This window comes from Streptomyces thermocarboxydus (assembly GCF_024760485.1).
GTDB lineage: Bacteria > Actinomycetota > Actinomycetes > Streptomycetales > Streptomycetaceae > Streptomyces > Streptomyces cellulosae.
In genome coordinates this window covers 2,891,835-2,916,055 of record NZ_CP058273.1, presented here as the reverse complement: position 1 = coordinate 2,916,055, position 24,221 = coordinate 2,891,835, and the positions used below count along the sequence as shown (strand labels likewise).

General features: G+C 72.3%; 21 protein-coding genes and 1 riboswitch. Of the genes, 16 read left to right on the top strand and 5 right to left on the bottom strand.

Annotation, left to right across the window (positions count from 1 at the left end; all coding sequences use genetic code 11):
• The first annotated feature begins 29 nt into the window (after positions 1 to 29).
• Positions 30 to 3,563 carry a transcription-repair coupling factor gene (mfd, locus tag AY578_RS13315; RefSeq protein WP_258902382.1) on the top strand — a complete coding sequence of 1,178 codons (3,534 nt, stop codon included), beginning with the start codon at positions 30 to 32 and terminating at the stop codon, positions 3,561 to 3,563.
• Between the two features lie 78 nt (positions 3,564 to 3,641).
• Here mfd and AY578_RS13310 read toward each other — a convergent pair whose 3' ends face one another.
• Positions 3,642 to 3,827: an Rv0909 family putative TA system antitoxin gene (locus AY578_RS13310; RefSeq protein WP_019522640.1), complete on the bottom strand. Its 186-nt coding sequence runs from the start codon at positions 3,825 to 3,827 to the stop codon at positions 3,642 to 3,644.
• Between the two features lie 193 nt (positions 3,828 to 4,020).
• Here AY578_RS13310 and AY578_RS13305 point away from each other — a divergent pair, with 193 nt between their 5' ends.
• Complete coding sequence (locus AY578_RS13305; protein WP_161107740.1) at positions 4,021 to 4,770, top strand: HNH endonuclease family protein; 750 nt, start codon at positions 4,021 to 4,023, stop codon at positions 4,768 to 4,770.
• 155 nt (positions 4,771 to 4,925) lie between these two features.
• On the opposite strand, the gene AY578_RS13300 is transcribed toward AY578_RS13305, so the two are convergent.
• Complete coding sequence (locus tag AY578_RS13300; RefSeq protein WP_019522642.1) at positions 4,926 to 5,705, bottom strand: hypothetical protein; 780 nt, start codon at positions 5,703 to 5,705, stop codon at positions 4,926 to 4,928.
• Between the two features lie 49 nt (positions 5,706 to 5,754).
• Entirely contained in the window at positions 5,755 to 6,261 is a 507-nt protein-coding gene (locus AY578_RS13295; protein ID WP_026243482.1) for a hypothetical protein, read from the bottom strand.
• Positions 6,262 to 6,464: 203 nt separating this feature from the next.
• On the opposite strand from AY578_RS13295, the gene AY578_RS13290 reads away from it, so the two are divergent.
• The 12 genes from AY578_RS13290 to AY578_RS13235 all read left to right on the top strand — a co-directional run bounded on the left by AY578_RS13290 (position 6,465) and on the right by AY578_RS13235 (position 20,131).
• Positions 6,465 to 8,642, top strand: coding sequence for an N-6 DNA methylase (locus AY578_RS13290; protein WP_258902381.1), 2,178 nt, complete (start codon positions 6,465 to 6,467; stop codon positions 8,640 to 8,642).
• Between the two features lie 180 nt (positions 8,643 to 8,822).
• Entirely contained in the window at positions 8,823 to 9,476 is a 654-nt protein-coding gene (locus tag AY578_RS13285; RefSeq protein ID WP_137211318.1) for a hypothetical protein, read from the top strand.
• Positions 9,477 to 9,514: 38 nt separating this feature from the next.
• On the top strand, positions 9,515 to 11,008 hold the full coding sequence (locus tag AY578_RS13280) for a protein kinase domain-containing protein (RefSeq protein ID WP_202415034.1): 1,494 nt from the start codon (positions 9,515 to 9,517) through the stop codon (positions 11,006 to 11,008).
• Positions 11,009 to 11,170: 162 nt separating this feature from the next.
• Entirely contained in the window at positions 11,171 to 11,818 is a 648-nt protein-coding gene (locus tag AY578_RS13275; RefSeq protein ID WP_019522647.1) for a SurA N-terminal domain-containing protein, read from the top strand.
• A gap of 19 nt (positions 11,819 to 11,837) precedes the next feature.
• Positions 11,838 to 12,812 carry a nucleoside triphosphate pyrophosphohydrolase gene (locus tag AY578_RS13270; RefSeq protein ID WP_019522648.1) on the top strand — a complete coding sequence of 325 codons (975 nt, stop codon included), beginning with the start codon at positions 11,838 to 11,840 and terminating at the stop codon, positions 12,810 to 12,812.
• A 143-nt stretch (positions 12,813 to 12,955) separates the two neighbouring features.
• Entirely contained in the window at positions 12,956 to 14,224 is a 1,269-nt protein-coding gene (locus AY578_RS13265) for a cytochrome P450 family protein (RefSeq protein ID WP_210635755.1), read from the top strand.
• Positions 14,225 to 14,441: 217 nt separating this feature from the next.
• Positions 14,442 to 15,401: a LysM peptidoglycan-binding domain-containing protein gene (locus AY578_RS13260; protein ID WP_258902380.1), complete on the top strand. Its 960-nt coding sequence runs from the start codon at positions 14,442 to 14,444 to the stop codon at positions 15,399 to 15,401.
• Positions 15,402 to 15,620: 219 nt separating this feature from the next.
• A riboswitch (cyclic di-AMP (ydaO/yuaA leader) is annotated at positions 15,621 to 15,789 on the top strand.
• Between the two features lie 4 nt (positions 15,790 to 15,793).
• A complete protein-coding gene (locus tag AY578_RS13255) occupies positions 15,794 to 16,498 on the top strand; it encodes a LysM peptidoglycan-binding domain-containing protein (protein ID WP_136239206.1) in 705 nt (234 codons plus the stop codon).
• Positions 16,499 to 16,766: 268 nt separating this feature from the next.
• Positions 16,767 to 18,047, top strand: a complete 1,281-nt coding sequence (eno, locus tag AY578_RS13250; protein ID WP_020700007.1) for a phosphopyruvate hydratase — start codon at positions 16,767 to 16,769, stop codon at positions 18,045 to 18,047.
• 100 nt (positions 18,048 to 18,147) lie between these two features.
• Positions 18,148 to 18,624 carry an FtsB family cell division protein gene (locus AY578_RS13245; protein WP_019522653.1) on the top strand — a complete coding sequence of 159 codons (477 nt, stop codon included), beginning with the start codon at positions 18,148 to 18,150 and terminating at the stop codon, positions 18,622 to 18,624.
• Between the two features lie 29 nt (positions 18,625 to 18,653).
• Positions 18,654 to 19,187 (top strand): DUF501 domain-containing protein, encoded by a 534-nt coding sequence (locus AY578_RS13240; protein ID WP_019522654.1) that lies wholly within the window; start codon positions 18,654 to 18,656, stop codon positions 19,185 to 19,187.
• Positions 19,184 to 20,131 (top strand): Ppx/GppA phosphatase family protein, encoded by a 948-nt coding sequence (locus tag AY578_RS13235; RefSeq protein WP_028959664.1) that lies wholly within the window; start codon positions 19,184 to 19,186, stop codon positions 20,129 to 20,131. The genes AY578_RS13240 and AY578_RS13235 overlap by 4 nt, the downstream gene beginning before the upstream one ends.
• 28 nt (positions 20,132 to 20,159) lie before the next feature.
• Here the strand turns inward: AY578_RS13235 and AY578_RS13230 are convergent, their stop codons facing one another.
• Both AY578_RS13230 and AY578_RS13225 read right to left on the bottom strand, forming a co-directional pair.
• Positions 20,160 to 20,429 carry a type II toxin-antitoxin system RelE family toxin gene (locus tag AY578_RS13230; protein ID WP_019522656.1) on the bottom strand — a complete coding sequence of 90 codons (270 nt, stop codon included), beginning with the start codon at positions 20,427 to 20,429 and terminating at the stop codon, positions 20,160 to 20,162.
• Positions 20,426 to 20,698, bottom strand: coding sequence for a type II toxin-antitoxin system Phd/YefM family antitoxin (locus AY578_RS13225; RefSeq protein WP_019522657.1), 273 nt, complete (start codon positions 20,696 to 20,698; stop codon positions 20,426 to 20,428). Before AY578_RS13225 ends, AY578_RS13230 begins: the two co-directional genes overlap by 4 nt.
• Before the next feature lie 538 nt (positions 20,699 to 21,236).
• Here AY578_RS13225 and AY578_RS13220 point away from each other — a divergent pair.
• Positions 21,237 to 22,625: an NAD(P)/FAD-dependent oxidoreductase gene (locus AY578_RS13220; RefSeq protein WP_078504490.1), complete on the top strand. Its 1,389-nt coding sequence runs from the start codon at positions 21,237 to 21,239 to the stop codon at positions 22,623 to 22,625.
• A gap of 217 nt (positions 22,626 to 22,842) precedes the next feature.
• Positions 22,843 to 24,156, top strand: coding sequence for an SAM-dependent methyltransferase (locus tag AY578_RS13215; RefSeq protein ID WP_028959667.1), 1,314 nt, complete (start codon positions 22,843 to 22,845; stop codon positions 24,154 to 24,156).
• The last annotated feature ends 65 nt before the right edge of the window (positions 24,157 to 24,221 follow it).

The window sequence follows — 24,221 nt, the reverse complement described above, 5'->3', positions numbered from 1 at the left end:
GCACAGCCCCGGAAGGGATTCCGCCCCGCATGAGCCTGCACGGTCTGCTCGACGCCGTCGTCAAGGACACCGCCCTCGCGGAAGCGGTGTCGGCCGCCGCCGACGGCAACCGCATGCACGTCGACCTGGTCGGCCCGCCCGCGGCCCGTCCCTTCGCGGTCGCCGCCCTGGCCCGTGACGCCGGCCGCCCGGTGCTCGCCGTGACGGCCACCGGACGCGAGGCGGAGGACCTGGCGGCCGCCCTGCGCTCGCTGCTGCCGCCCCAGGGGGTCGTGGAGTACCCGTCCTGGGAGACGCTGCCGCACGAGCGGCTCAGCCCCCGCAGTGACACCGTGGGCCGCCGCCTCGCCGTGCTGCGGCGCCTGGCCCACCCCCGACCCGACGACCCCGAGACCGGCCCCGTCTCCGTCGTCGTCGCCCCTGTGCGCTCCGTGCTCCAGCCGCAGGTCAAGGGCCTCGGCGACCTGGAGCCGGTCTCCCTGCGCACGGGGCAGACCGCCGACCTGAACGAGGTCGTCGACGCCCTCGCCGCCGCCGCGTACGCGCGCGTGGAGCTGGTGGAGAAGCGCGGCGAGTTCGCGGTGCGCGGCGGCATCCTCGACGTGTTCCCGCCCACCGAGGAGCACCCCCTGCGGGTGGAGTTCTGGGGCGACGACGTCGAGGAGATCCGCTACTTCAAGGTCGCCGACCAGCGGTCCCTGGAGGTCGCCGAGCACGGACTGTGGGCGCCGCCCTGCCGTGAGCTGCTGCTCACCGACGAGGTGCGCGAGCGGGCGCGGGCGCTCGCCGAGGCCCACCCTGAGCTGGGCGAGCTGCTCGGGAAGATCGCCGAGGGCATCGCGGTGGAGGGCATGGAGTCCCTCGCCCCGGTCCTCGTCGACGACATGGAGCTGCTGCTGGACGTGCTGCCCAAGGGCGCCATGACCGTGGTGTGCGACCCGGAGCGGGTGCGCACCCGCGCGTCCGACCTGGTCGCCACCTCGCAGGAGTTCCTCCAGGCGTCGTGGGCGGCCACCGCCGGCGGGGGAGAGGCGCCCATCGACGTCGGCGCGGCCTCCCTGTGGTCCCTCGCCGACGTCCGGGACCGGGCCCGCGAGCTGGACATGATGTGGTGGACGGTGTCGCCGTTCGCCGCCGACGAGGAACTGGACGCGGACACCCTCAAGCTGGGCCTGCACGCCCCCGAGTCCTACCGCGGCGACACCGCGCGGGCCCTCGCCGACACCAAGGGCTGGCTCGCCGACGGCTGGCGCACGGTCTACGTCACCGAGGGACACGGCCCGGCCGCCCGCACCGTGGAGGTGCTCGGCGGCGAGGGCATCGCCGCCCGCCTCGACAACGACCTGGACGAGCTGACCCCGTCCGTGGTGCACGTCTCGTGCGGCTGCATCGACCACGGCTTCGTCGCCCCGGCGCTCAAGCTGGCCGTGCTCACCGAGACCGACCTCACCGGCCAGAAGGCGTCCGGCCGCGAGGGCGCCCGGATGCCCGCACGGCGCCGCAAGACCATCGACCCGCTCACGCTGGAGGCGGGCGACTACGTCGTCCACGAGCAGCACGGCGTCGGCCGGTACATCGAGATGGTGCAGCGCACCGTGCAGGGCGCCACCCGCGAGTACCTGGTCGTGGAGTACGCCCCCGCCAAGCGCGGCCAGCCCGGCGACCGGCTCTACATCCCCACCGACCAGCTCGAGCAGATCACCAAGTACGTCGGCGGCGAGGCGCCCACCCTGCACCGGCTCGGCGGCGCCGACTGGACCAAGACCAAGGCGCGCGCCAAGAAGGCCGTCAAGGAGATCGCCGCCGACCTGATCAAGCTCTACAGCGCGCGGATGGCGGCGCCCGGCCACGCGTTCTCCCCGGACACGCCCTGGCAGCGCGAACTGGAGGACGCCTTCCCCTACGCGGAGACGCCCGACCAGCTCACCACCATCGCCGAGGTCAAGGAGGACATGGAGAAGTCCGTCCCCATGGACCGGCTGATCTGCGGCGACGTCGGCTACGGCAAGACCGAGATCGCGGTGCGGGCGGCGTTCAAGGCCGTCCAGGACGGCAAGCAGGTCGCGGTGCTGGTGCCGACGACGCTGCTGGTGCAGCAGCACTTCGGCACGTTCAGCGAGCGGTACGCGCAGTTCCCGGTGAACGTGCGGGCGCTGTCCCGCTTCCAGACCGACACCGAGGCCAAGGCGGTCCTGGAGGGTCTGAAGGACGGCTCGGTGGACGTGGTCATCGGCACGCACCGGCTGTTCTCCTCCGAGACCAAGTTCAAGGACCTGGGCCTGGTCATCGTCGACGAGGAGCAGCGGTTCGGCGTGGAGCACAAGGAGCAGCTGAAGAAGCTCCGCGCCAACGTCGACGTGCTCACCATGTCCGCCACGCCCATCCCGCGCACCCTGGAGATGGCGGTCACCGGCATCCGCGAGATGTCGACGATCACCACCCCGCCGGAGGAGCGCCACCCGGTGCTCACCTTCGTCGGCCCCTACGACCAGCGGCAGATCGGCGCCGCCATCCGCCGTGAACTGCTGCGCGAGGGCCAGGTCTTCTACATCCACAACCGCGTCGAGTCCATCGACCGCGCGGCGGCCCGGCTCCGCGAGATCGTGCCCGAGGCGCGCATCGCGACCGCCCACGGCCAGATGTCGGAGCAGGCGCTGGAACAGGTCGTCGTCGACTTCTGGGAGAAGAAGTTCGACGTGCTGGTGTCGACGACGATCGTCGAGTCCGGCATCGACATCTCCAACGCCAACACCCTGATCGTCGAGCGCGGCGACAACTTCGGCCTCTCCCAGCTGCACCAGCTGCGCGGCCGCGTCGGCCGCGGCCGCGAGCGGGGGTACGCGTACTTCCTGTACCCGCCGGAGAAGCCGCTGACGGAGACCGCGCACGAGCGGCTCGCGACCATCGCCCAGCACACCGAGATGGGCGCGGGCATGTACGTGGCGATGAAGGACCTGGAGATCCGCGGGGCGGGCAACCTGCTCGGCGGCGAGCAGTCCGGGCACATCGCGGGCGTCGGCTTCGACCTGTACGTGCGGATGGTCGGCGAGGCGGTCGCCGACTATCGGCGTCAGCTCGAGACGGGTGAGGTCGAGGAGGAGGCGCCGCTCGAGGTGAAGATCGAGCTGCCGGTCGACGCGCACGTCCCGCACGACTACGCGCCCGGCGAGCGGCTGCGCCTCCAGGCGTACCGGGCCATCGCCTCCGCGAACAGCGAGGAGGACATCAAGGCCGTCCGCGAGGAACTGGTCGACCGCTACGGCAAGCTGCCGGAGCCGGTGGAGAACCTGCTGCTGGTGGCGGGCCTGCGGATGCTCGCGCGGGCGTGCGGCGTCGGCGAGATCGTGCTGCAGGGCAACAACATCCGGTTCGCGCCGGTGGAGCTGCGCGAGTCGCAGGAGCTGCGGCTCAAGCGCCTCTACCCCGGCTCGGTGATCAAGCCGACGTCCCGCCAGTTGCTGGTGCCGCGCCCGAAGACCGCGAAGGTCGGCGGCAAGCCGCTGGTCGGGCGGGACCTGCTCGGCTGGGTGGGGGAGTTCCTCACCTCGGTGCTGGGGTCGTAAGCCGGCTGCTCGAAGGGCAGGGCCGTCCGCGGTGCGCGCGAGGCGCATCGCGGACGGCCCTGATGTCTGTGTGAGGCCCTACGGCTGGTCGGGACGGTCGCGCTCCATGCCGGCCCGGCGCTCCGCCTGCTGCTGGGCGGTGTCGATCTGCTGCTCGTACTTGCCGCCGGTCCTCTCGTTCATCTTCTTCTCGGCAGCGTCGGAGGCCTTGTGCGCGGCCTTCTGCGCCGACTTGTTGCTCTTGAACTTGTCGAGGATGCCCATCCAGAGCTCCTTCCGAAATAGCTCAAATCCGACCATACGCGTGGATCGCGTCGCATGCCCAAGTGGGCGGCGACAGGTCTGGACCACTCGCTCGTTACGGTGAGCTTCCGGATGGACCGCTCCTGCCGGGGCAGGGTTGAGAAAAGGACAAGGGAGGGGCGCGGTGACGCGAGACCTGGGGTGGGGCAGCAGGATGCGGCGCGGGGGAGGGGCGGCGGCCGTCGCGGTCGTTCTCCTCGCGGGGTGCGAGTCGATACCCGACGTGGACGTCCCGGCGTCCGGAGGCAGCGGGGCGCCGGCCCCCGACGGGCGCGCGGCGAGCCCGCTGGACAACCCCGACGGCACCCGGCCCGGCCTCGCCCCCGTGCGTGACGCGCAGGAGCGCGCCGAGGCCGCCGCCCTCATCGACAAGGTCGCCACGAAGGGCCGCGGCCCCAAGACCGGCTACGACCGCGACGAGTACGGCTACGCGTGGATGGACACCGCCGACGGGGTGCCGCTCGCCCGGAACGGCTGTGACACCCGCAACGACATCCTCCAGCGCGACGGCCAGGAGCTGCGCTTCCGCTCCGGCTCCGACTGCGTCGTCGTCTCCCTGACCCTGGCCGACCCCTACACCGGCAAGACCATCGAGTGGCGCAAGCAGAAGGCCGCCGAGGTGCAGATCGACCACGTCGTGCCGCTCTCCTACAGCTGGCAGATGGGCGCCTCCCGCTGGCCCGAGGCCAAGCGCCGCCAACTGGCCAACGACCCGCTCAACCTGCTCCCCGTCGACGGCGGCGCCAACTCCGCCAAGAGCGACTCCGGCCCGGCGTCCTGGCTCCCGCCCAGCAAGGGCATCCGCTGCGCCTACGCCGTCCGCTTCGCCCAGGTCGCCGTGAAGTACGAGATGCCGGTGACGAAGGCGGACAAGGAGACCATGCGGGAGCAGTGCGGGGTCTGAAACCCCTGCCGCGCACCGGCCGGTGACGGGGAAGACCGGTGGCCGGGTTGCGGGAGCCTGCCTGCCGTGACGCCCATGACCTTCACGGTCATGAGTCTCGCCGAGCGGCCCGACGGTGGCCGGCGGTGCGGGACATGGCGGACAGTGACGGCCCCTCAGCCCAGGGCGTCCAGGTCGAGGATCTCGCCCTTGGGCTTCTCGGCCGGGACCGGCTTCCCGAAGTCGGTGAAGGTGACCGTCCCCGGGTCCGCGGCCGACGTGCTCTCCAGCCGGAGCAGGTACGGCTCGCCCTCGGTGGCGACGTAGAAGGTGTAACGGTCCTCGCCGTCCCGCTCGGTGAGCGTCAGGGCCGGGGTGCCGTCGAGCGTGGTCGCCTTGCCCCGGGTGGCGTCCGAACTGCCGTCCTTCGCGTCGCCGAGCACCTCGTCGAGGTCGCAGAAGGCCGCGATGTCCTCGGCGTCCGCGCCGGTGGCCGACATCTTCGTCCAGGTGCCGGCCATCATGTCCACGACCGCGTCGACGTCCGCCTGCGGCTCGCCCTCGCTCTGGGCACGCAGGAACGCCTCGTCGTACTTGGCGTAGAGGGTGTCGCCGGTCTTGACCAGCTCGACCTCGCCCTCGTCGCCCATGCCGAGGGTGCCGGCGCAGTCGCCCTTCTTGTCGAGGGCCAGGTCGAGGCGGAGGGCGCCCCCGCTCTCCTCGTCGGGGATCTCGCCCGTGAACCGCAGGGAGGGGGCGCCGGTGGTGGCGGCCATCGCCCGCGCGGTGATCTCGCCGCCGGACAGCCCGGCGAACGGTTCCTTCTTCGTGCTCTCCGGCTGTTCCGAGGACGGCCGCGAGCCGGCGGCGGCCGTGTCCTCGCCGGACTGGCAGCCGGTGAGCCCGGCGCCGGTCACGGCGACGAGGCAGAGCGCGGCGAGTGCGGTGCGACGCATGACGCTTCTGTTCCTTCGGGGGTCGTAGGTCGTAGGGGGTGGGGCGGCGTCAGAACTGACCGTTGCCGAGGAGTTCGCCGTCGGCGTCGTAGACGGTGACGAGGCCGTTCTCGCTCTGCTTCCAGTCGGCGAAGGCGGAGGCGATGAGCTTGGCCGGGCCCGAGCCCTCGCCCATGATTCCGCCGGTGAAGTCCGTGTAGATGTCGGCGGTGTCGAGGATGTCGTTCTGCTCGTCGGCGCCCTGCACCTTGATGACGTGCGCGACGGCCTCCTTCTCCTGGGCCGTCCCGTTCTCCTCCACGAACGCCTTGAACTGCTCGGCCTGCGAGGCCTTCTTCTCGGCCTTGTCCGTCTTCCCGGGCTTCTCCCCGCCCTGGCCGGCGTCGGCCCCCGCGTCCTTCGCGCCGCCTCCGGGCTGCCGGTCCGCGGAGGCGGAGGTGCCCTTGTCGGCGGAGCCGGTGCCGCCGTTGTCGGTGTTGTCGGCGTTGGCCGAGACGGCGCCGATGACGACGATTCCCACGACGGCGCCCAGCGCGATCTTGCTCTTCATACCCATGACGATGTCCCCTCCCCAGGCGGCGGCCGCCCCTGTTTCTCGGCGGCCGCTCGTTTGCGGGGTCAATCAGAGCAGAAAGTGTGAACCGAGTCAACATGAGTGCTGAGGATCGGTGGGTACACGTGCGTGAACCCCGATTCGCGTGGTCCTCGGTATGCTCGTCGCCACACAGGGAGCAGCGGGAGAACGGGGCGGGTTCCGGGATGCAGGACAACGCGACTGAAGTGACCGCCGCCGGGATCGCCCGGCTGGCGGGGGTGGGCCGGGCCGCGGTCAGCAACTGGCGCCGCCGGCACGCCGACTTCCCCCGTCCGGTCGGCGGCACCGAGACCAGCCCCGCGTTCGCCCTCGCCGAGGTCGAGGAGTGGCTGCGGCGCCACCGCAAGCTCGCCGAGGTCCCGCTCAAGGAGCGCGTCTGGCAGCAGCTCGCCGGCCATCCCGACGGTCCGGTCACCGCGCTGGTGCACGCCGGCTGCGCGCTGCTGCTGATCCACGACCGGCCGCCCGTCTGGCTCGACATCAGCTCCGGCACCGACGAGCGGCTCGCCGCGCTGCTCCCCGCGGCGCTGGAGGAGGTGCTCACACCGCGTATGCCCGAGACGGCCCGGACGGGCCACCCCGGCCGCTCACGCGTGAACGGTCAGCACCCTGTGGACACCCCGCCCGCGCCCGCGCCCGCGTCGGCGCCCGCCGCACCGGCGACACCGGCCACACCAGCACCCCCGGCCGCCACCCCGGCGACCCCCGCCCTCGACATCCCCACCGCCCCCCGCCTCCTCCCCTCCGTCCCCCTCCTGCGCGGCGTCGCCGAACTCGCCGCCGAGCGGGGCGCCCGCCCCACCTTCGAGTTCCTGCTCGGCCGGCACCTCGACGCCAACCCGCGCCAGTACACGCTCACCCCGCCCGACCTCGCCGCCCTCATGGCCGCCCTCGCCGGCGCCCCCGGCACCGTCCTGGACCCCGCCTGCGGCACCGGTGCCCTGCTCCGCGCCGTCGCCGACCGCCCCGACCGGCGCCTCCACGCCCAGGACAGCTCGCCGGAGCTCGCCGCCCTCACCGCCCTGCGTCTCGCCCTGCACACCCGAGCCCCCGTGCACGCCGCCGCCGGCGACACCCTGCGGGCCGACGCGTACCCGGAGCTGCGGGCCGACGCCGTGCTGTGCCACCCGCCGTTCAACGAGCGCAACTGGGGCCACGACGACCTCGCCTACGACCCGCGCTGGGAGTACGGCTTCCCCGCGCGCACCGAGTCCGAGCTGGCCTGGGTGCAGCACGCGCTCGCCCGGCTCAGGGACGGCGGCACCGCCGTGATGCTGATGCCGCCCGCCGTGGCGTCCCGCCGCTCCGGCCGCAGGATCAGGGCCGACCTGCTGCGCCGGGGCGCGCTGCGCGCCGTCGTCGCGCTGCCCGCCGGGGCGGCGCCCCCGTACAGCGTGCCGCTGCACCTGTGGGTGCTGCGCCGGCCCGACCGGACGCCCGCGCAGCCGGAGGTGCTGCTCGTCGACGCCGGACGGTTCACCGCCGAGGGGCGCGGCGGGCCCGACTGGCCCGGGGTGCGGGAGACCGTGCTCGACGCCTGGGGTGTCTTCGACCGGGACGGCAGTGTCGGGGAACGGCCCGGCCTGGCCCGCTCGGTGCCGGTCATCGAACTCCTCGACGACGACGTCGACCTGACCCCCGCCCGCCGGCTGCCGCCCCCGGCGGACACCGACGGCGCCGGCCGGCTCACCGACGTACGGGCACGGCTCGACGAGACGCTGCGGCTGACCGCCGAACTGGCCCCGCCGCCCGCGGAGCCCGTGCCGTCCGCCGCCGCGTCCGGGCGGCACCCGCTCACCACGGTCGGCGAACTGGCGCGCGCGGGCGCGCTGGTGATGCGCACCGGCGGACACGGCGGCCACGCGCGCGTGCCCGTGCTCACCGACCACGACGTGCTGGCCGGGACGGCGCCCTCCGGGACGCTCCCGGAGAGCGAGGAGGAGCCGGTGCTCACCGAACCGGGCGACGTCGTGCTGCCCGTGCTCGGCGGCGGGGCCGTCGCCCGGGTCGTCGACGAGGCGACCGCCGGCGCCGTCCTCGGCCGCAACCTCGTGCTGCTGCGCCCCGACCCGGCCGCGCTCGACCCGTGGTTCCTCGCCGGGTTCCTGCGCGGCACCGCCAACCACCGCCAGGCCAGCAGCTACGCGTCCACCGCCACCCGGCTCGACGTCCGCCGCCTCCAGCTCCCCCGCCTCGCGCCGGACGAACAGCGGCGCTACGGCGAACGGTTCCGCGCCCTGGACGCGTTCGAGAGGGCGCTCAGGGAGGCCGGACGGCTCGGCGAGCAGCTCGTGCGCGGGATGTACGACGGTCTGACGGACGGCACGATCGCCCCCGGCTGACGGCGGCGCGGCTCCCGGAACGGCTGCCGTACGGCATCCGCACGCCATCCCGAACGCCATCCCGAACGCCATCCGGTACGACAACGGTTCGGTACATCACGGGACCGGTTGTCGCCCCGGGCCGATACGCTCGGACTCTCCACCGGAGTCCACACATCGGCTACACAGCCCAGGAGCAGCATGTACGGCCACGGCGCGCCGCCGCCCCCACCGAGCTCGGGATCGGTCATCACGCAGCGCGTGCTGTACGCGGCCTCAGGGGTGCTGTGCTGCGGGATGCTGACCGCCGTGCCGCTGTTCCGGGTCGCGGTGCTGCGCGGACGGGTCTTCGACTGGATAGCGGCCTGGGTGAGCATCCCGCTGGTCGTGGGGTGCATCGCCGTGATCGGGTCCTACCCCGAGGAGGACTGGCGGACCGACGCGGGTCTCGCCGTCATGCTCCTGATGGGCGCGTGCGCGAGCGCGTACTACCTGACCGTCGACATCCGCCTGCCCCGGCGCCAGAACCCGTACGGCGGCCCGGTGCCGCCGTCCCCGCACGCCACCACGGTCCACGCGCCGAACGGCCCCGCCCCCTACGGCTATCCGCAGCCGGCCTCGCCCTACACGCCCACGGCCCTGTCGCAGCCGCAGCCGCCGCACACCCCGTACCCCGGCCCCGTGCCGCCCTCCACCGCCCCGCACACCCCCGTGCCCCCGCCGCAGGCGCAGCCGCCGCAGGGGCCCGCGCCCGCCCGGATCGACCAGGTGCGCGCCGAGCTCGACGAGCTCAGCGACTACCTGCGCCGGCAGGACGGACAGCAGCGGCCGGGTGACCACGAGGGCGGACGGTGAGCGTGACGACGGGACGGGTCGTCGCCGGCCGGTACGAACTGTCCACGCTCATCGGCCAGGGCGGCATGGGCCAGGTCTGGACGGCCTACGACAAGCGGCTGGACCGGCGCGTGGCGGTGAAGCTGCTGCGCCCCGACAAGGTGGCGGGACACGAGGCCGACGAGCTGCGCCGCCGCTTCGTGCGCGAGTGCCGGGTGACCGCGCAGGTCGACCACCCCGGCCTGGTCACCGTGCACGACGCGGGCAGCGAGGGCGAGGAGCTGTTCCTCGTCATGCAGTACGTCGACGGCGCCGACCTCGGCGACCACCTCGCCGAGCACGACCCCTACCCGTGGCAGTGGGCGGTCGCGGTCGCCGCGCAGCTGTGCGCCGTGCTGAGCGCCGTGCACGCGGTGCCGATCGTCCACCGCGACCTCAAGCCGCGGAACGTGATGGTGAAGCAGGACGGCACGGTCACCGTCCTCGACCTCGGCGTGGCCTCCGTGATGGACGCCGACACCACGCGCCTGACCCACACCGGCACGCCCATCGGCTCGCCCGCCTACATGGCGCCCGAGCAGGCGATGGGCGGCGCGGTCGGCCCGTACACCGACCTGTACGCGCTCGGCGTGCTGATGCACGAACTGCTCAGCGGGGACGTGCCGTTCTCCGGCTCCACCGCGCTCGGGGTGCTGCACCGGCACCTGTACGAGCCGCCCGTGCCGGTGCGCCGGCTGCGCCCCGAGGTGCCGGAGGCGCTGGAGGCCCTGGTGCTGCGGCTGCTCGCCAAGGACCCGCAGCACCGCCCCGACTCCGCGCAGGAGGTCTACGAACACCTGGCGCTGCTGCTGCCCTCCCGGGGCACGCCCACCGGCGCCCCGCTGGACCCCACCCGCCCCTTCCTGCGCCCGCACGCCCCCTGGCCGGACCGCGCCAGGACGCCGGCGCCGCGGCCCGCGCCCGCCGCGCCGCCCGCGCCGACGGCGGAGAAGGCCGACGTGGCCGCCGCAGTCGACGAGGTGAAGCGGCTGCTCGGCGAGGGCCGCATCACCCAGGCCGTCGACATCCTCGGCTCGATCCTCCCGGTCGCCGCCGACCAGCACGGCGAGCACTCCCCGGTGGTGCGCACCCTGCGCAAGCAGTACGCGGCCACGCTCCTCGACGACGGCCAGTACCGGCGCGCCCTGCCCGAACTGCGCCGCCTCGCCGACGAGCGCGCCGCCGAGGCCGGCCAGGCCGACCCGCAGTCGCTGCGCCACCGCTACGAGGCCGCGCAGTGCCTGGAGCAGCTCGGCGACCCGGCGGCCGCCCTCGCCGAGTACCGGGCGCTGCTGCCGTACTACGAGAACCAGTACGTGGCCGCGGGCGACCCGCAGCAGGCCCACGACGTGCGGCGCCGCATCGGGCATCTGCTGCTCGCCCTCGGCGACCGGGCCGCCGCGCACGACACGCTGGTGCGGCTGCTGCACGACGTCGAGCGCGTCCAGGGCCCCGGGCACCCGCTCGCGGCGGACATCCGGCGCACCCTCCAGTGGCTGGGGCAGGTGCGCTGACAGCCGCGGCAGGGCCCGCGCGGGGGAGACGGCGCACGCGGCGGTGCCGGAAGTCGCCGTGAATCGTTGGTCGAATGGGTTGGCCAGAGCTTGGCCGATGCCTACCATCGATCACCGCAAGACTTTGTGCACCGCCGCACAAGCTCTCCTCAGGAGGTTTCCTTGCACCGCCGTCGTCGCACCGCGTTCCTCCTCACCGCCGCGATCGCGGCGGCCCCTCTCCTCACCGCCTGCGGGAACGACGCGCACCCCGGCGCGGCGGCCGTGGTCGGCGGGGAGCGGATCACCGTGTCGCAGCTGGAGAACCGCGTCGACGAGGTGCGCGCCGCCCAGCGGGAGGCCGTCCCGGACGAGGCGCAGTACCAGCAGGCCATCGCCCGCACCGGCGGCCTCACCCGCGACACCCTGCACAGCATGGTGCTGGACCGGGTGCTGGAGCGCGCCGCGCGCGACGCCGGGGTGACCGTCTCCGACCGCGAGGTGCAGCGGACGCGGGCCGAGTTCGAGGAGCAGGCCGGCGGCGCGGAGGCGCTGGAGGCCGCCTGGCTCCAGCAGTACGGCGTGCCGCCGCAGCGCCTCGACGACAACCTCCGCCTCCAGGTCACGGCGCAGAAGCTGGCCCAGAAGCTCGGCACCGACACCAGCAGTGCCGCGTTCTGGAAGGCGCTGTCCGATGCGAGCAAGGAGCTCGACGTCGACCTCAACCCGCGCTACGGCGAATGGGACGCGGAGAAGAGCAGCCGGGTCGACGCCAAGACCCCGTGGGTGAAGGACGTCACCGCTGTGGACGGGCCGCCGCTGGGGCTGTGACGTGGGCTAGTTTCGAAGGGTGAACGCAACCAGCCCCGCCCCCGGCCGTGTCGTCCTGCTCACCACCAGCCACCGGGTCGCGCCAGGACTGCTGTCCTGGCCCGCCTGGCAGACGCTGCACGCCGCCGACCGGGTGCTGTGCGCGGACGGCGCCCACCCGCAGCTGCCGTACCTGCGGGAGGCGGGGATAGCCGTCGAGGAGGCCGCGCCCACCGCCGAGGAGGTCGTCGACGCCTGCGCCGGCGGCCGCACGGTGGTCGTCGTCGCGACCGGCGAGGGCGAGCCCGCGCTCACCGACGGATTGGCGCGGATGGCCGGCAGCGGCCGGGTCACCATGCCCGAGCTGGAACTCCTCCCCGCCTCCTACGACCTCCCCGGCGCCCGCCTGCTCGACCTGGTCCAGGTCATGGACCGCATCCGCGCCGAATGCCCCTGGTCCTCGCAGCAGACCCACAAGGGCCTCGCCAAGTACGGCATCGAGGAGGCGTACGAGCTCGTCGAGGCCATCGAGGACGGAGACCGCGACGAGCTGCGCGAGGAACTGGGGGACGTGCTGCTCCAGGTCGTCTTCCACGCCCGCATCGCCGAGGAGCACGCGGAGGAGCCGTTCTCGATCGACGACGTGGCGGGCGGCATCGTCGCCAAGCTCGTCCACCGGCATCCGCACGTCTTCGGGGAGGAGACGGCGCGGACGCCGGAAGAGGTCAAGGCGCACTGGATGCGGACGAAGGCGGAGGAGAAGCGGAGGGAATCCGTCACGGACGGGGTTCCTGTGGGGCAGCCGGCGCTGGCGCTCGCCACGAAACTGGTGTCCCGTGCCCGCTCGGCGGGCCTGTCCGTCCCGCTCCCCTCCGGGGAGGGGGTCGGTTACGAACTGCTTTCGCTGGCCGCGCGGGCGGAGAGGGAGGGCGTGGACGCGGAGGCAGCCCTCCGGGCTGCCGCCCGGGTGTATCGCGACGCGATCCGCGCGAGCGAAAAGGCGGGGGACGCCTGACCTCCCGTTACGGGGGCTCCGCCCCCGAACCCCCGTTCGCGCAGTTCCCGGCGCCCCTTCAGGGGCGCGGGGAACCGCGCGACCAGCCCCCACCCACCCGCACGGGCCCACGGCCGAAACCCCCCGCCCGTTAGGGTCACCCCATGCGTGACCAGTCACCCCCTCCCCCCGCCCCCGACCTGTTCACCTGGGAGTTCGCCACCAACCCCTACCCCGCCTACGCCTGGCTCCGCGAACACGCCCCCGTGCACAAGACCAAGCTCCCCAGCGGCGTGCACGCCTGGCTGGTCACCCGCTACGCCGACGCACGTCACACCCTCGCCGACAACCGCCTGTCGAAGAACCCCGCGCACCACGACGAGCCCGCCCACGCGAAGGGCAAGACCGGCATCCCCGGTGAGCGGCAGGCCGATCTCATGACGCACCTGCTGAACATCGACCCTCCGGACCACACCCGCCTGCGCCGCCTGGTCAGCAAGGCGTTCACCCCCCGCCGGGTGGCGGAGTTCGCACCCCGGGTGCAGGAGCTCACGGACGGCCTGATCGACCGTTTCGCCCGGAGCGGCACCGCCGACCTCATCCACGACTTCGCCTTCCCCCTCCCCATCTACGCCATCTGCGACCTCCTCGGCGTCCCCCGCGAGGACCAGGACGACTTCCGGGACTGGGCGGGCATGATGATCCGTCACGGCGGAGGCCCCCGCGGCGGAGTCGCGCGGTCGGTGAAGAAGATGCGCGGGTACCTCGCCGAACTGATCCACCGCAAGCGCGAGGCGCTGCCCGCCGAGCCCGAACCCGGCGAGGACCTCATCTCGGGTCTGATTCGCGCCTCCGACCACGGCGAGCACCTGACGGAGAACGAGGCCGCCGCGATGGCGTTCATCCTCCTCTTCGCCGGCTTCGAGACGACCGTCAACCTCATCGGCAACGGCACCTACGCCCTGCTCACGCACCCCGAGCAGCGGGAGCGTCTGCAGCGCGCGCTGGCCGAGGGGGACCGCGGGCTGCTGGAGACCGGGGTGGAGGAACTCCTGCGCTACGACGGTCCCGTGGAGCTGGCGACCTGGCGGTTCGCCACGGAGCCTGTCGTCATCGGCGGGCAGCGGATCGAGACCGGCGACCCCGTGCTCGTCGTGCTCGCCGCGGCCGACCGGGACCCGGAGCGGTTCGCCGACCCGGACACCCTGGACCTGGGCCGCCGCGACAACCAGCACCTGGGCTACGGGCACGGGATCCACTACTGCCTGGGCGCCCCGCTCGCGCGCCTGGAGGGACAGACCGCGCTCGCCACGCTCCTGACGCGCCTTCCGGACCTCCGCCTCGCCGCCGATCCGTCCGAACTGCGCTGGCGCGGCGGCCTCATCATGCGGGGGCTGCGCACGCTTCCGGTGGAATTCTCCCCTCCCTGCTGAAGGGGGAGTTCAGGACAGACCTGACCTTCCTGCCCCTCCCCGGGGGCCGGTGTGCGGAAACCTGAAGCATGCTCAACTCTGTGATCTTCATGTGATCTGCACGGCATGAACTTGTGACAAGTGATCGAGTGCCTATACGTTCACCCATCAAGTACGGCGCGCTGCACGCTTTTGCTCGCCCCGTGCCGGTTCTTGTTGCCGAGTGAAAGGCTTCCGCATGCTCTCCGGGAACGGCCGACACCGTCGCCCCCGCCAGGCTCCGGCTCTGCTCGTCGCCGCCGGCGTGACCGGCTCCGCGATCGCGATCCCGCTCCTCGGCGCGGGCGCCGCCAACGCGGCGGACGGTGACACCTGGGACCGGGTCGCGGAGTGCGAGAGCGGCGGCTCCTGGAGCCAGAACACCGGCAACGGCTACTACGGCGGCCTGCAGTTGACCCAGGACGACTGGGAGAACTACGGCGGCCTCGAGTTCGCGCCCAGCGCCGACGCGGCCAGCCGCAATCAGCAGATCACCGTGGCCGAGAGAATCCTCGCCGACCAGGGTGTCGGCAAGTGGCGCGCCTGCGGCCTCCTCACGGGCCTGAACCAGGACACCGCTTCCCCGAACGTCGACCCGGGCGTGCCGACCGACGACGACCGGGACGACTCCCTGCTCGGGCTCGGCGGCACGGGCACTTCGTCCGGTTCCGCGGATTCCGGTGATTCGTCCGCTTCCCCCTCCCCGTCGGCGACGTCCGCTTCATCCGGTTCATCCGGTTCGTCCGGTAAGGCGACGAGTGGCGCGGGCGCCGACGCCTCCCCGTCCGCCTCCGCCACCCCTGAAGGTGACGAGTCGGACAAGTCGGGGCAGCGTACCGGTTCTTCGGCTGTCACCGAGTCCGAGGACAGCGGCTCGGGCCGCCACCGCGGTCCCAGCGCGGAGGAGGGCGCGACGGCCGACGCCGGGACCGCGTCGTCCGGCCGGCACGCCTCGCGCTCCGCGGACACGCCCGCCGGTATCGACGACGACCGCTACACCGTCCAGACCGGCGACAGTCTGGCCTCCATCGCCGACTCCCTTGCCTTGACCGGCGGATGGACGGCCCTCTACGTCGAGAACCAGCAGGTCATCGGCGACGACCCGAACCTCATCCTGCCCGGCCAGCGGCTCCTGGTGGACACCGAAAAGGCCGAATAGCGGTCGGAAACAGGCGGCCGAAGGCACCCCCGCGCGGCGGCAGTTGACGGAGCGATTAGAGCTGAATGTCCGTAATAAGGGCCATGAGAGATAGGTCTCAGAGGCCCTGATCATCTTTGAAATTCCGCCGATCGCGTGCTTACGGTCGTGACCGCTCGCCATCGCGGGCCCCGGCTGCCGCCACGCCGAATCCTGCCAGTGGCAGCACGGGAACAGTCGTCGCGTCATGCGCCGTAGGCAGGAGCGGGGGACCCAGGTAAGTGCCGCGACCGGACGGTTGACGTCCGGTACGGCTCGGGGTGAAGCCGCGTCCCGGGAGGGGCGTGGCCGGGCAACTCAACCGGCCCGAACCCGACAGCTCACCTCGTAGGCGTCGGTGAGGGGATCCAACCATGCTGTTTTCCGGCAAGGGCAAGCACCGTCGTCCGTCCAAGGCCACTCGCGCCATCGCCATCGCCGGTGTCACCGGCGCCGCCGTCGCCGGCCCGCTGATGGCGTCCGGCACCGCCTCCGCGGCCACCGCGTCCGAGTGGGACGCCGTCGCCCAGTGCGAGTCCGGCGGCAACTGGTCCATCAACACCGGCAACGGCTACTACGGCGGTCTGCAGTTCTCCGCCTCCACCTGGGCCGCGTACGGCGGCACCCAGTACGCCGCCACCGCCGACCAGGCCTCCAAGGCCCAGCAGATCGAGATCGCCGAGAAGGTCCTCGCGGGCCAGGGCAAGGGCGCCTGGCCGGTCTGCGGCACGGGTCTGTCCAACGCCTCCTACGACGGCGGCTCCGCCGAGGCGCCCAAGACCGAGGCCCCCAAGACCGAGGCCCCCGCCGAGCGCACCGAGCAGAAGGCATCCCGCTCCGCCGAGCGCCCGGCCGCCCCGGCCGAGGAGAAGGCGGCGAAGAAGACCGTCACCACCCCGACCGGCAAGAAGGTCGAGAAGGGCGACGGCGAGTACAAGGTCGTCAAGGGCGACACCCTCAGCTCCATCGCCGCGGAGCACGACGTCAAGGGCGGCTGGGCGAAGCTGTTCGACCTGAACGACGACATCATCGACGACGCCGACCTGATCTACCCGGGCCAGCAGCTGCACCTGAAGTAAGGGCAGACCGCGAGGTCCCTCCCGTCCCCCCACGGGCTCCCCGCCCCGGTGCGTTCTTCCCCCGTACGCACCGGGGCGGGGTCATGTCCGGATGCATTCCGGTCACGGTTTGCCGAAGAGGCTTTGTTCCGTACGGAAACAATCTACGCTCTGTTCTGTCCATGAGGCGGGCGGCGAGATGGCCGAACGCCCGGAGCCGGTTAGGCTCGGACTCGCAGGGCCCCCGCGGCCCCGCTCACCCGCGTCACATCCCAAGAAGGAGATGCTCGTGCCGTCCATCGACGTCGTCGTAGCCCGGGAAATCCTGGACTCCCGAGGCAACCCCACGGTCGAGGTCGAGGTCGGCCTCGACGACGGCAGCACGGGTCGTGCCGCCGTCCCGTCCGGCGCCTCCACCGGCGCCTTCGAGGCCATCGAACTCCGTGACGGCGACGCCGGCCGTTACCTGGGCAAGGGCGTCGAGAAGGCCGTACTGGCCGTCATCGAGCAGATCGGCCCGGAGCTCGTCGGCTACGACGCCACCGAGCAGCGCCTGATCGACCAGGCGATGTTCGACCTGGACGCCACCGACAACAAGGGCTCGCTCGGCGCCAACGCCATCCTCGGCGTCTCGCTCGCCGTCGCGCACGCCGCCTCCGAGGCCAGCGACCTGCCGCTGTTCCGCTACCTGGGCGGCCCGAACGCGCACCTGCTGCCGGTGCCGATGATGAACATCCTGAACGGCGGCTCGCACGCCGACTCCAACGTGGACATCCAGGAGTTCATGATCGCCCCGATCGGCGCGGAGTCCTTCTCCGAGGCGCTGCGCTGGGGCGCCGAGGTCTACCACACCCTCAAGAAGGTGCTGAAGGGCAAGGGCCTGGCCACCGGCCTGGGCGACGAGGGCGGCTTCGCCCCGAACCTCGGCTCCAACCGCGAGGCCCTGGACCTGATCCTCGAGGCCATCAAGGAAGCCGGCTACACCCCCGGCGAGCAGATCGCCCTGGCCCTGGACGTGGCCGCCTCCGAGTTCTACAAGGACGGCGTCTACACCTTCGAGGGCAAGGAGCGCACGGCCGCCGAGATGACCGAGTACTACGCGGAGCTCGTCGACGCGTACCCGCTCGTGTCCATCGAGGACCCGCTGTTCGAGGACGACTGGGACGGCTGGAAGACCATCACCGACAAGCTCGGCGACAAGGTCCAGCTCGTCGGCGACGACCTGTTCGTCACCAACCCGGAGCGCCTGGCCCGCGGCATCGAGGAGGGCGCCGCCAACGCCCTGCTGGTGAAGGTCAACCAGATCGGCTCGCTCACCGAGACCCTGGACGCCGTCGAGCTGGCCCAGCGCAACGGCTTCAAGTGCATGATGTCCCACCGCTCCGGCGAGACCGAGGACGTCACCATCGCCGACCTCGCCGTCGCCACCAACTGCGGCCAGATCAAGACCGGCGCCCCGGCCCGCTCCGAGCGCGTCGCCAAGTACAACCAGCTGCTGCGCATCGAGGAGATCCTCGACGACGCCGCGGTGTACGCCGGCCGCAGCGCCTTCCCCCGCTTCAAGGGCTGACCTCACCCCCGCAGGAAGCGTCGTACGTACGTCCCCGTACCCGGTCCCGTACCGTGTGCGGGGACGTACGCGCGTATGAGAGCGAACGAGAGGCGGGAACATGGCGGTGAAGGACCGGGACCGTTTCTCCACCGCGACCAGGATCCGGCTGATCGGTGAGCAGACCGCGGCCCGGGTCTACCGCTCGCAGACCAAGAGGCAGGCCCGCCGCTCCCGGCTGACCGGCCGCGCGGCCCTGCTCGCCCTGGTCCTCTGCTCCCTGGTGGTGGCCCTCGCCTACCCGATGCGGCAGTACGTCTCCCAGCGCGCGGAGATCGCCGACCTGCAGAAGGAGCAGGACGAGACCCGCCGCCGGGTCGAACGGCTGCGCGACCTCAAGGCCCGCTGGCAGGACGACGCGTACGCCGAGCAGGAGATCCGCAGACGCCTGCACTACGTCATGCCGGGGGAGACCGGCTACATCGTCGTCGACCCGGCCGGCGCCGAGACCACGCGCGGCGACCTCCGGGCCGCCGACCGCCCCTGGTACGCCAACGTCTGGGACGGCGTCGACAAGGCCGACGCCGCCGCCCAGTGATTCCGACGGAACACCGCAGAAAGACACGTATGGACACCCCTCCGCCCACGACGCCGCGCACCGAGCCCACCGACGCGGACGTCGAGGCCTTCAAGCAGCAGCTCGGCCGGCCCCCGCGCGGGCTGCGCGCCATCGCGCACCGCTGTCCCTGCGGGCAGCCGGACGTCGTGGAGACCGCCCCGCGGCTGCCCGACGGCACGCCCTTCCCGACGCTGTACTACCTGACGTGCCCGCGGGCGAACTCCGCGATCGGCACGCTGGAGGCGAACGGCGTGATGAAGGAGATGACCGAGCGCCTGGCCGCCGACCCGGAGCTGGCCGCCGCCTACCGCGCGGCCCACGAGGACTACATCCGGCGCCGCGACGAGATCGAGGAGCTGAAGAACTTCCCCAGCGCCGGCGGCATGCCGGACCGGGTGAAGTGCCTGCACGTCCTCGTCGCGCACTCGCTGGCCGCCGGACCGGGCGTCAACCCGCTCGGCGACGAGGCGCTGGCGATGCTGCCGGAGTGGTGGGCCAAGGGCCCCTGCGTGACGCCCGCGGCCGAGGAGGACGCCAAGTGACCCGGGTCGCCGCGATCGACTGCGGTACGAACTCCATCCGTCTGCTGGTGGCCGACGCCGACCCGGCGACCGGGGAACTCACCGACCTGGACCGGCGGATGACGATCGTGCGGCTCGGCCAGGGCGTCGACCGCACCGGCCGGCTGGCGCCGGAGGCGCTGGAGCGCACCTTCGCCGCCTGCCGTGAGTACGCGGAGATCATCGAGAAGCACGGCGCCTCCGAGCACCTGCGCTTCGTCGCCACCTCGGCCTCCCGTGACGCGGAGAACCGGGACGACTTCGTGCGCGGAGTGGTGGACATCCTGGGCGTGGAGCCCGAGGTGATCACCGGCGACCAGGAGGCGGAGTTCTCCTTCACCGGCGCCACCAAGGAGCTGACCGGCCGCGACGACCTGCACCGGCCGTTCCTGGTGGTGGACATCGGCGGCGGCTCCACCGAGTTCGTCGTCGGCGACGACCATGTGCGCGCCGCCCGCTCCGTGGATGTCGGCTGCGTCCGGATGACCGAGCGCCATCTGGTGGTGGACGGGGCCGTGACGGACCCGCCCACCGAGGAGCAGATCGCCGCGATGCGCGCGGACATCGAGGCCGCCCTGGACCGGGCGGAGGAGGCGGTGCCGCTGCGCGAGGCGCGGACGCTGGTGGGCCTCGCGGGGTCCGTCACCACCGTGTCGGCGATCGCCCAGGACCTGCCCGAGTACGACTCGGCGGCCATCCACCACTCACGGGTCTCCCGCGAGCGGGTCCGCGAGATCACCGAGTGGCTGCTGCGCTCCACGCACGCCGAGCGGGCCGCGGTGCCGTCGATGCACCCGGGCCGGGTCGACGTGATCGGCGCGGGCGCCCTGGTGCTGCTGGCGGTCATGGAGCGGACGGGCGCGGAGGAGGTCGTGGTGTCGGAGCACGACATCCTCGACGGGATCGCCTGGAGTTGCGCCTCCTAGGCGCGTTGAGGCGGTGCCGGGCGGGGCGTCACAGGTTGCGGTAGACGTCCCGCCGGTCGCCCACCTTGATGACGAGGACGACGAGCTCACCGTCGTTGATCTGGTAGGCGACCCGGTAGCTGCCGACCCTGAGCCGGTAGAGGCCCGACGGGCCGGTGAGCTTCTTGACGTCGGTGTCCTGGCGGTACGGGTCGTCACCGAGTGCGGTCAACGCGGTCAGGATGCGCATGGCGTCGGGTCGGCTGATCGCCCGAAGCTGGCGCTGTGCCGCCGCGGTGAACCGGAAGGCGTATTTCACGCAGCCTCGCCGTCGTGCTCGGTGAACAGGTCCGCCAGCAGTTCCGCCATGGTCACGGTGCTGCCTCCCTCGGCCAGTACCGCCTCGGCCTCGCGTGCCAGCATGACATCGGCCGCTTCCTCCAGCGCTTCGAAGTCCGAGATCGGGACCACGGCCGCCACCGGTGCGCCGTTGCGCGTGATGACGGTCGGGACGCCCTCCTCGGCCCGGTTGATGTGATCGGCGAGGTGCGCGCGGGCTTCCCGTACGGTCACGGTGTTCTCAGTCATGCGGACAGTGTACGCGTCAGCGTGTACACGGTGCATCCATGAGGGAAGTGCGCTCGTGGGCGATCCTCGACGGGATCGCCTGGGCCGTGGCCTGGCTCTCTTTTGTTACCGGCCAGTAGCACTCCGCTGAGCAGTCGGGATAGCGTTTGAGCGGCACTCCCGGGGGGCTCCGGACCCCTCGGGGCGGACCCCCGCGGGAAAGTTCGTGAAGTTCTTCACAAGGAATTGGCCCCGGGAGGGCGAAGAAGGGGGTCCGATTGACCCGTTCGGGCGCTCAACACCCCTTTGAACACGTTCAGAAGAGGGTGGCGAGGGGTCCCCGCGGGCCCCTCGTGTCGACCGCCCTGTCGGCCTCACGGGCCGCCCCGGACCGCAGAGAGGCAGCTCACGCGGCATTGACAACGTGTCAAGCGGGGGTCCGGTTCCCGATCCGAACTGTGATCTGGATCAAGAAGCGCGGGATGGTAGCACAGGCACTGCCGGACCTTGTGAAGGGGCGCACGAGGTACCCCCCTTGGGCGGGTGGATACTCGATGGCATGAGCACCACGGAGCGTCCCAGGATCCTCGTAGTAGGCGGTGGGTACGTAGGCCTGTACGCAGCTCGGCGCATCCAGAAGAAGATGCGTTACGGCGAGGCGACCGTCACCGTCGTCGACCCGCGGTCGTACATGACCTACCAGCCCTTCCTCCCCGAAGCCGCCGCCGGCAGCATCTCCCCGCGGCACGTCGTCGTCCCGTTGCGGCGCGTGCTTCCCAAGGCGGAGGTCCTCACCGGCCGGGTCACCACCATCGACCAGGACCGCAAGGTCGCCACGATCGCCCCGCTCGTGGGCGAGGCGTACGAGCTGCCCTTCGACTACCTGGTGATCGCGCTCGGCGCGGTCTCCCGCACCTTCCCGATCCCCGGCCTCGCCGAGCAGGGCATCGGCATGAAGGGCGTCGAGGAGGCCATCGGCCTGCGCAACCACGTCCTCGAGCAGCTCGACAAGGCCGACTCCACCACGGACGAGGAGATCCGCCGCAAGGCGCTCACCTTCGTCTTCGTGGGCGGCGGCTTCGCCGGCGCCGAGACCATCGGCGAGGTCGAGGACATGGCCCGGGACGCGGCCAAGTACTACAAGACGGTGTCCCGCGAGGACATGCGCTTCATCCTCGTCGACGCCGCCGACAAGATCCTCCCCGAGGTCGGCCCCAAGCTGGGCAAGTACGGCAAGGAGCACCTCGAGAGCCGCGGCGTCGAGGTCTACCTGTCCACCTCCATGGACTCCTGCGTCGACGGCCACGTGGTGCTGAAGAACGGCCTCGAGGTCGACGCCGGCACCATCGTGTGGACCGCGGGCGTCAAGCCCAACCCGGCGCTGGCCCGCTTCGGCCTGCCGCTCGGCCCGCGCGGCCACGTCGACACCGAGCCGACGCTCCAGGTCAAGGGCACCGACTACATCTGGGCCGCGGGCGACAACGCCCAGGTCCCGGACCTCGTGGGCCGCAAGGCCGGCAACGAGAACGCCTGGTGCCCGCCGAACGCCCAGCACGCGCTGCGCCAGGCCAAGGTCCTCGGCGACAACGTGATCTCCGGCATGCGGGGCTTCCCGCAGAAGGAGTACAGCCACGCCAACAAGGGCGCGGTCGCGGGCCTCGGCCTGCACAAGGGCGTCGCGATGATCGTGATGGGCAAGTTCAAGATCAAGCTCAAGGGCCGGCTCGCCTGGTACATGCACCGTGGCTACCACGGTCTGGCCATGCCGACCTGGAACCGCAAGATCCGGATCTTCGCCGACTGGACCCTCGGCATGTTCCTCAAGCGCGAGGTCGTGTCCCTGGGCGCGATCGAGTCCCCGCGCGAGGAGTTCTACGAGGCCGCCAAGCCGGCCCCGGCGCCCGCCGCCAAGGCGGAGCCGAAGAAGACCGAGGCCAAGGCCTCCTGACCCGGGGTCGTCCCCCAGGTCACCCGTAGGCCACCCCCGAAGGGGCCGCCCGCCATCCGTGGTGCGGGCGGCCCCTCCGGCATGTCATGGGTGACTCCCCGCGGGTTGCGTTTCCGTGTTTTGCCCGAAGATGACGCGCGCCGGGGACTGCCACGGCCGCGCCTCGGTGTTCACATGGTTGACGACATTCCGGGATCCGGTCACGGAGGTGTACACCATGGCAGACGCCGCCATGCGGCTGAAAGGCATCCTCGAGCAGTTGCTCGGCGCACCCCTCCCGGTGCGCATCCGCACCTGGGACGGCTCGGAAGCCGGCCCCCCGGAGGCCCCCGTCCTGGTCGTGCGGAACCGGCGCGCCCTGCGCCGCCTGCTGTTCAAGCCGGGCGAGCTGGGCCTGGCCCGCGCCTGGGTGGCCGGCGACCTGACGATCGAGGGCGACCTCTACACCGCGCTCGGCCTGCTCGCCGGGAGCATCTGGGAACGCGACGAGGACGCCCGTACCCTCGCCCAGTCCCTGCGCGACCCGGAGTTCCGCTCGGCGGTGCGCGGGCTGTTCGCGATGGCGGGCCCGCCGCTGCCGCCCGCCCCGCCCCGCGAGGAGGTCCGCAGGCCCCGCCGCGGACTGCACACCAAGCGCAGCGACAAGCGAGCCATCAGCCACCACTACGACGTCGGCAACGAGTTCTACGAGATCGTCCTCGGCCCGTCCATGGTGTACTCCTGCGCCTACTGGCCCGCCCCGCCCCCCGAGGCCACCCTCGAGCAGGCCCAGCACGACAAGCTGGAACTGGTCGCCCGCAAGCTCGACCTGCGGCCCGGGCAGCGGCTGCTGGACGTCGGCTGCGGCTGGGGCTCCATGGCGATCCACGCGGCCCGCGAGCACGGGGTGAACGTCGTCGGCATCACCCTCTCCCAGGAGCAGGCCGCCTACGCGCGCAAGCGCATCGCCGAGGAGGGGCTCACCGACCGCGTCGAGATCCGCGTCCAGGACTACCGGGACGTCGCGGACGGCCCCTACGACGCGATCTCCTCCATCGGCATGGCCGAACACGTCGGCTCCGAGCGGTACCTGGAGTACGCGACCGTCCTGCACCGGCTGCTGAGGCCGGGCGGCCGGCTGCTCAACCACCAGATCGCCCGCCGCCCGCAGCGCGACGAGTCGGCGTACCAGGTCGACGAGTTCATCGACGCCTACGTCTTCCCCGACGGCGAACTGGCCCCGCTCGGCACCACCGTCACCCTGCTGGAGCGCGCCGGGTTCGAGGTCCGCGACGTGGAGTCCCTGCGCGAGCACTACGCCCTCACCCTGCGCCGCTGGGTGGCCAACCTGGAGTCCGGGTGGGCGCGCGCGGTCGCCCTCGCCGGGCCTGGGCGGACCCGGGTCTGGCAGCTCTACATGGCCGCCTCCGCGCTCGCCTTCGAACGCAACCGCATCGGCGTCAACCAGGTCGTCGCCGTGCGCACCCCTGAGTCCGGGGCGTCCGGGCTGCCGCTGCGGGCCCGGGTGTGGGGCGCTCCCGGTCCGGCCTGATCCGCACCACGACGCGAAAGGGCCGGGCTTCCCCTGGGGAGGCCCGGCCCTCGGTGTGCCGCGTC

What these genes read in the sequence shown, in the direction of transcription:
- mfd (WP_258902382.1), top strand. Translation starts at nt 30, where the DNA reads ATGAGCCTGCACGGTCTGCTCGACGCCGTCGTCAAGGACACCGCCCTC.
- AY578_RS13310 (WP_019522640.1), bottom strand. Translation starts at nt 3,827, where the DNA reads ATGGGCATCCTCGACAAGTTCAAGAGCAACAAGTCGGCGCAGAAGGCC.
- AY578_RS13305 (WP_161107740.1), top strand. Translation starts at nt 4,021, where the DNA reads ATGCGGCGCGGGGGAGGGGCGGCGGCCGTCGCGGTCGTTCTCCTCGCG.
- AY578_RS13300 (WP_019522642.1), bottom strand. Translation starts at nt 5,705, where the DNA reads ATGCGTCGCACCGCACTCGCCGCGCTCTGCCTCGTCGCCGTGACCGGC.
- AY578_RS13295 (WP_026243482.1), bottom strand. Translation starts at nt 6,261, where the DNA reads ATGGGTATGAAGAGCAAGATCGCGCTGGGCGCCGTCGTGGGAATCGTC.
- AY578_RS13290 (WP_258902381.1), top strand. Translation starts at nt 6,465, where the DNA reads ATGCAGGACAACGCGACTGAAGTGACCGCCGCCGGGATCGCCCGGCTG.
- AY578_RS13285 (WP_137211318.1), top strand. Translation starts at nt 8,823, where the DNA reads ATGTACGGCCACGGCGCGCCGCCGCCCCCACCGAGCTCGGGATCGGTC.
- AY578_RS13265 (WP_210635755.1), top strand. Translation starts at nt 12,956, where the DNA reads ATGCGTGACCAGTCACCCCCTCCCCCCGCCCCCGACCTGTTCACCTGG.
- AY578_RS13260 (WP_258902380.1), top strand. Translation starts at nt 14,442, where the DNA reads ATGCTCTCCGGGAACGGCCGACACCGTCGCCCCCGCCAGGCTCCGGCT.
- AY578_RS13255 (WP_136239206.1), top strand. Translation starts at nt 15,794, where the DNA reads ATGCTGTTTTCCGGCAAGGGCAAGCACCGTCGTCCGTCCAAGGCCACT.
- AY578_RS13245 (WP_019522653.1), top strand. Translation starts at nt 18,148, where the DNA reads ATGGCGGTGAAGGACCGGGACCGTTTCTCCACCGCGACCAGGATCCGG.
- AY578_RS13240 (WP_019522654.1), top strand. Translation starts at nt 18,654, where the DNA reads ATGGACACCCCTCCGCCCACGACGCCGCGCACCGAGCCCACCGACGCG.
- AY578_RS13225 (WP_019522657.1), bottom strand. Translation starts at nt 20,698, where the DNA reads ATGACTGAGAACACCGTGACCGTACGGGAAGCCCGCGCGCACCTCGCC.
- AY578_RS13220 (WP_078504490.1), top strand. Translation starts at nt 21,237, where the DNA reads ATGAGCACCACGGAGCGTCCCAGGATCCTCGTAGTAGGCGGTGGGTAC.
- AY578_RS13215 (WP_028959667.1), top strand. Translation starts at nt 22,843, where the DNA reads ATGGCAGACGCCGCCATGCGGCTGAAAGGCATCCTCGAGCAGTTGCTC.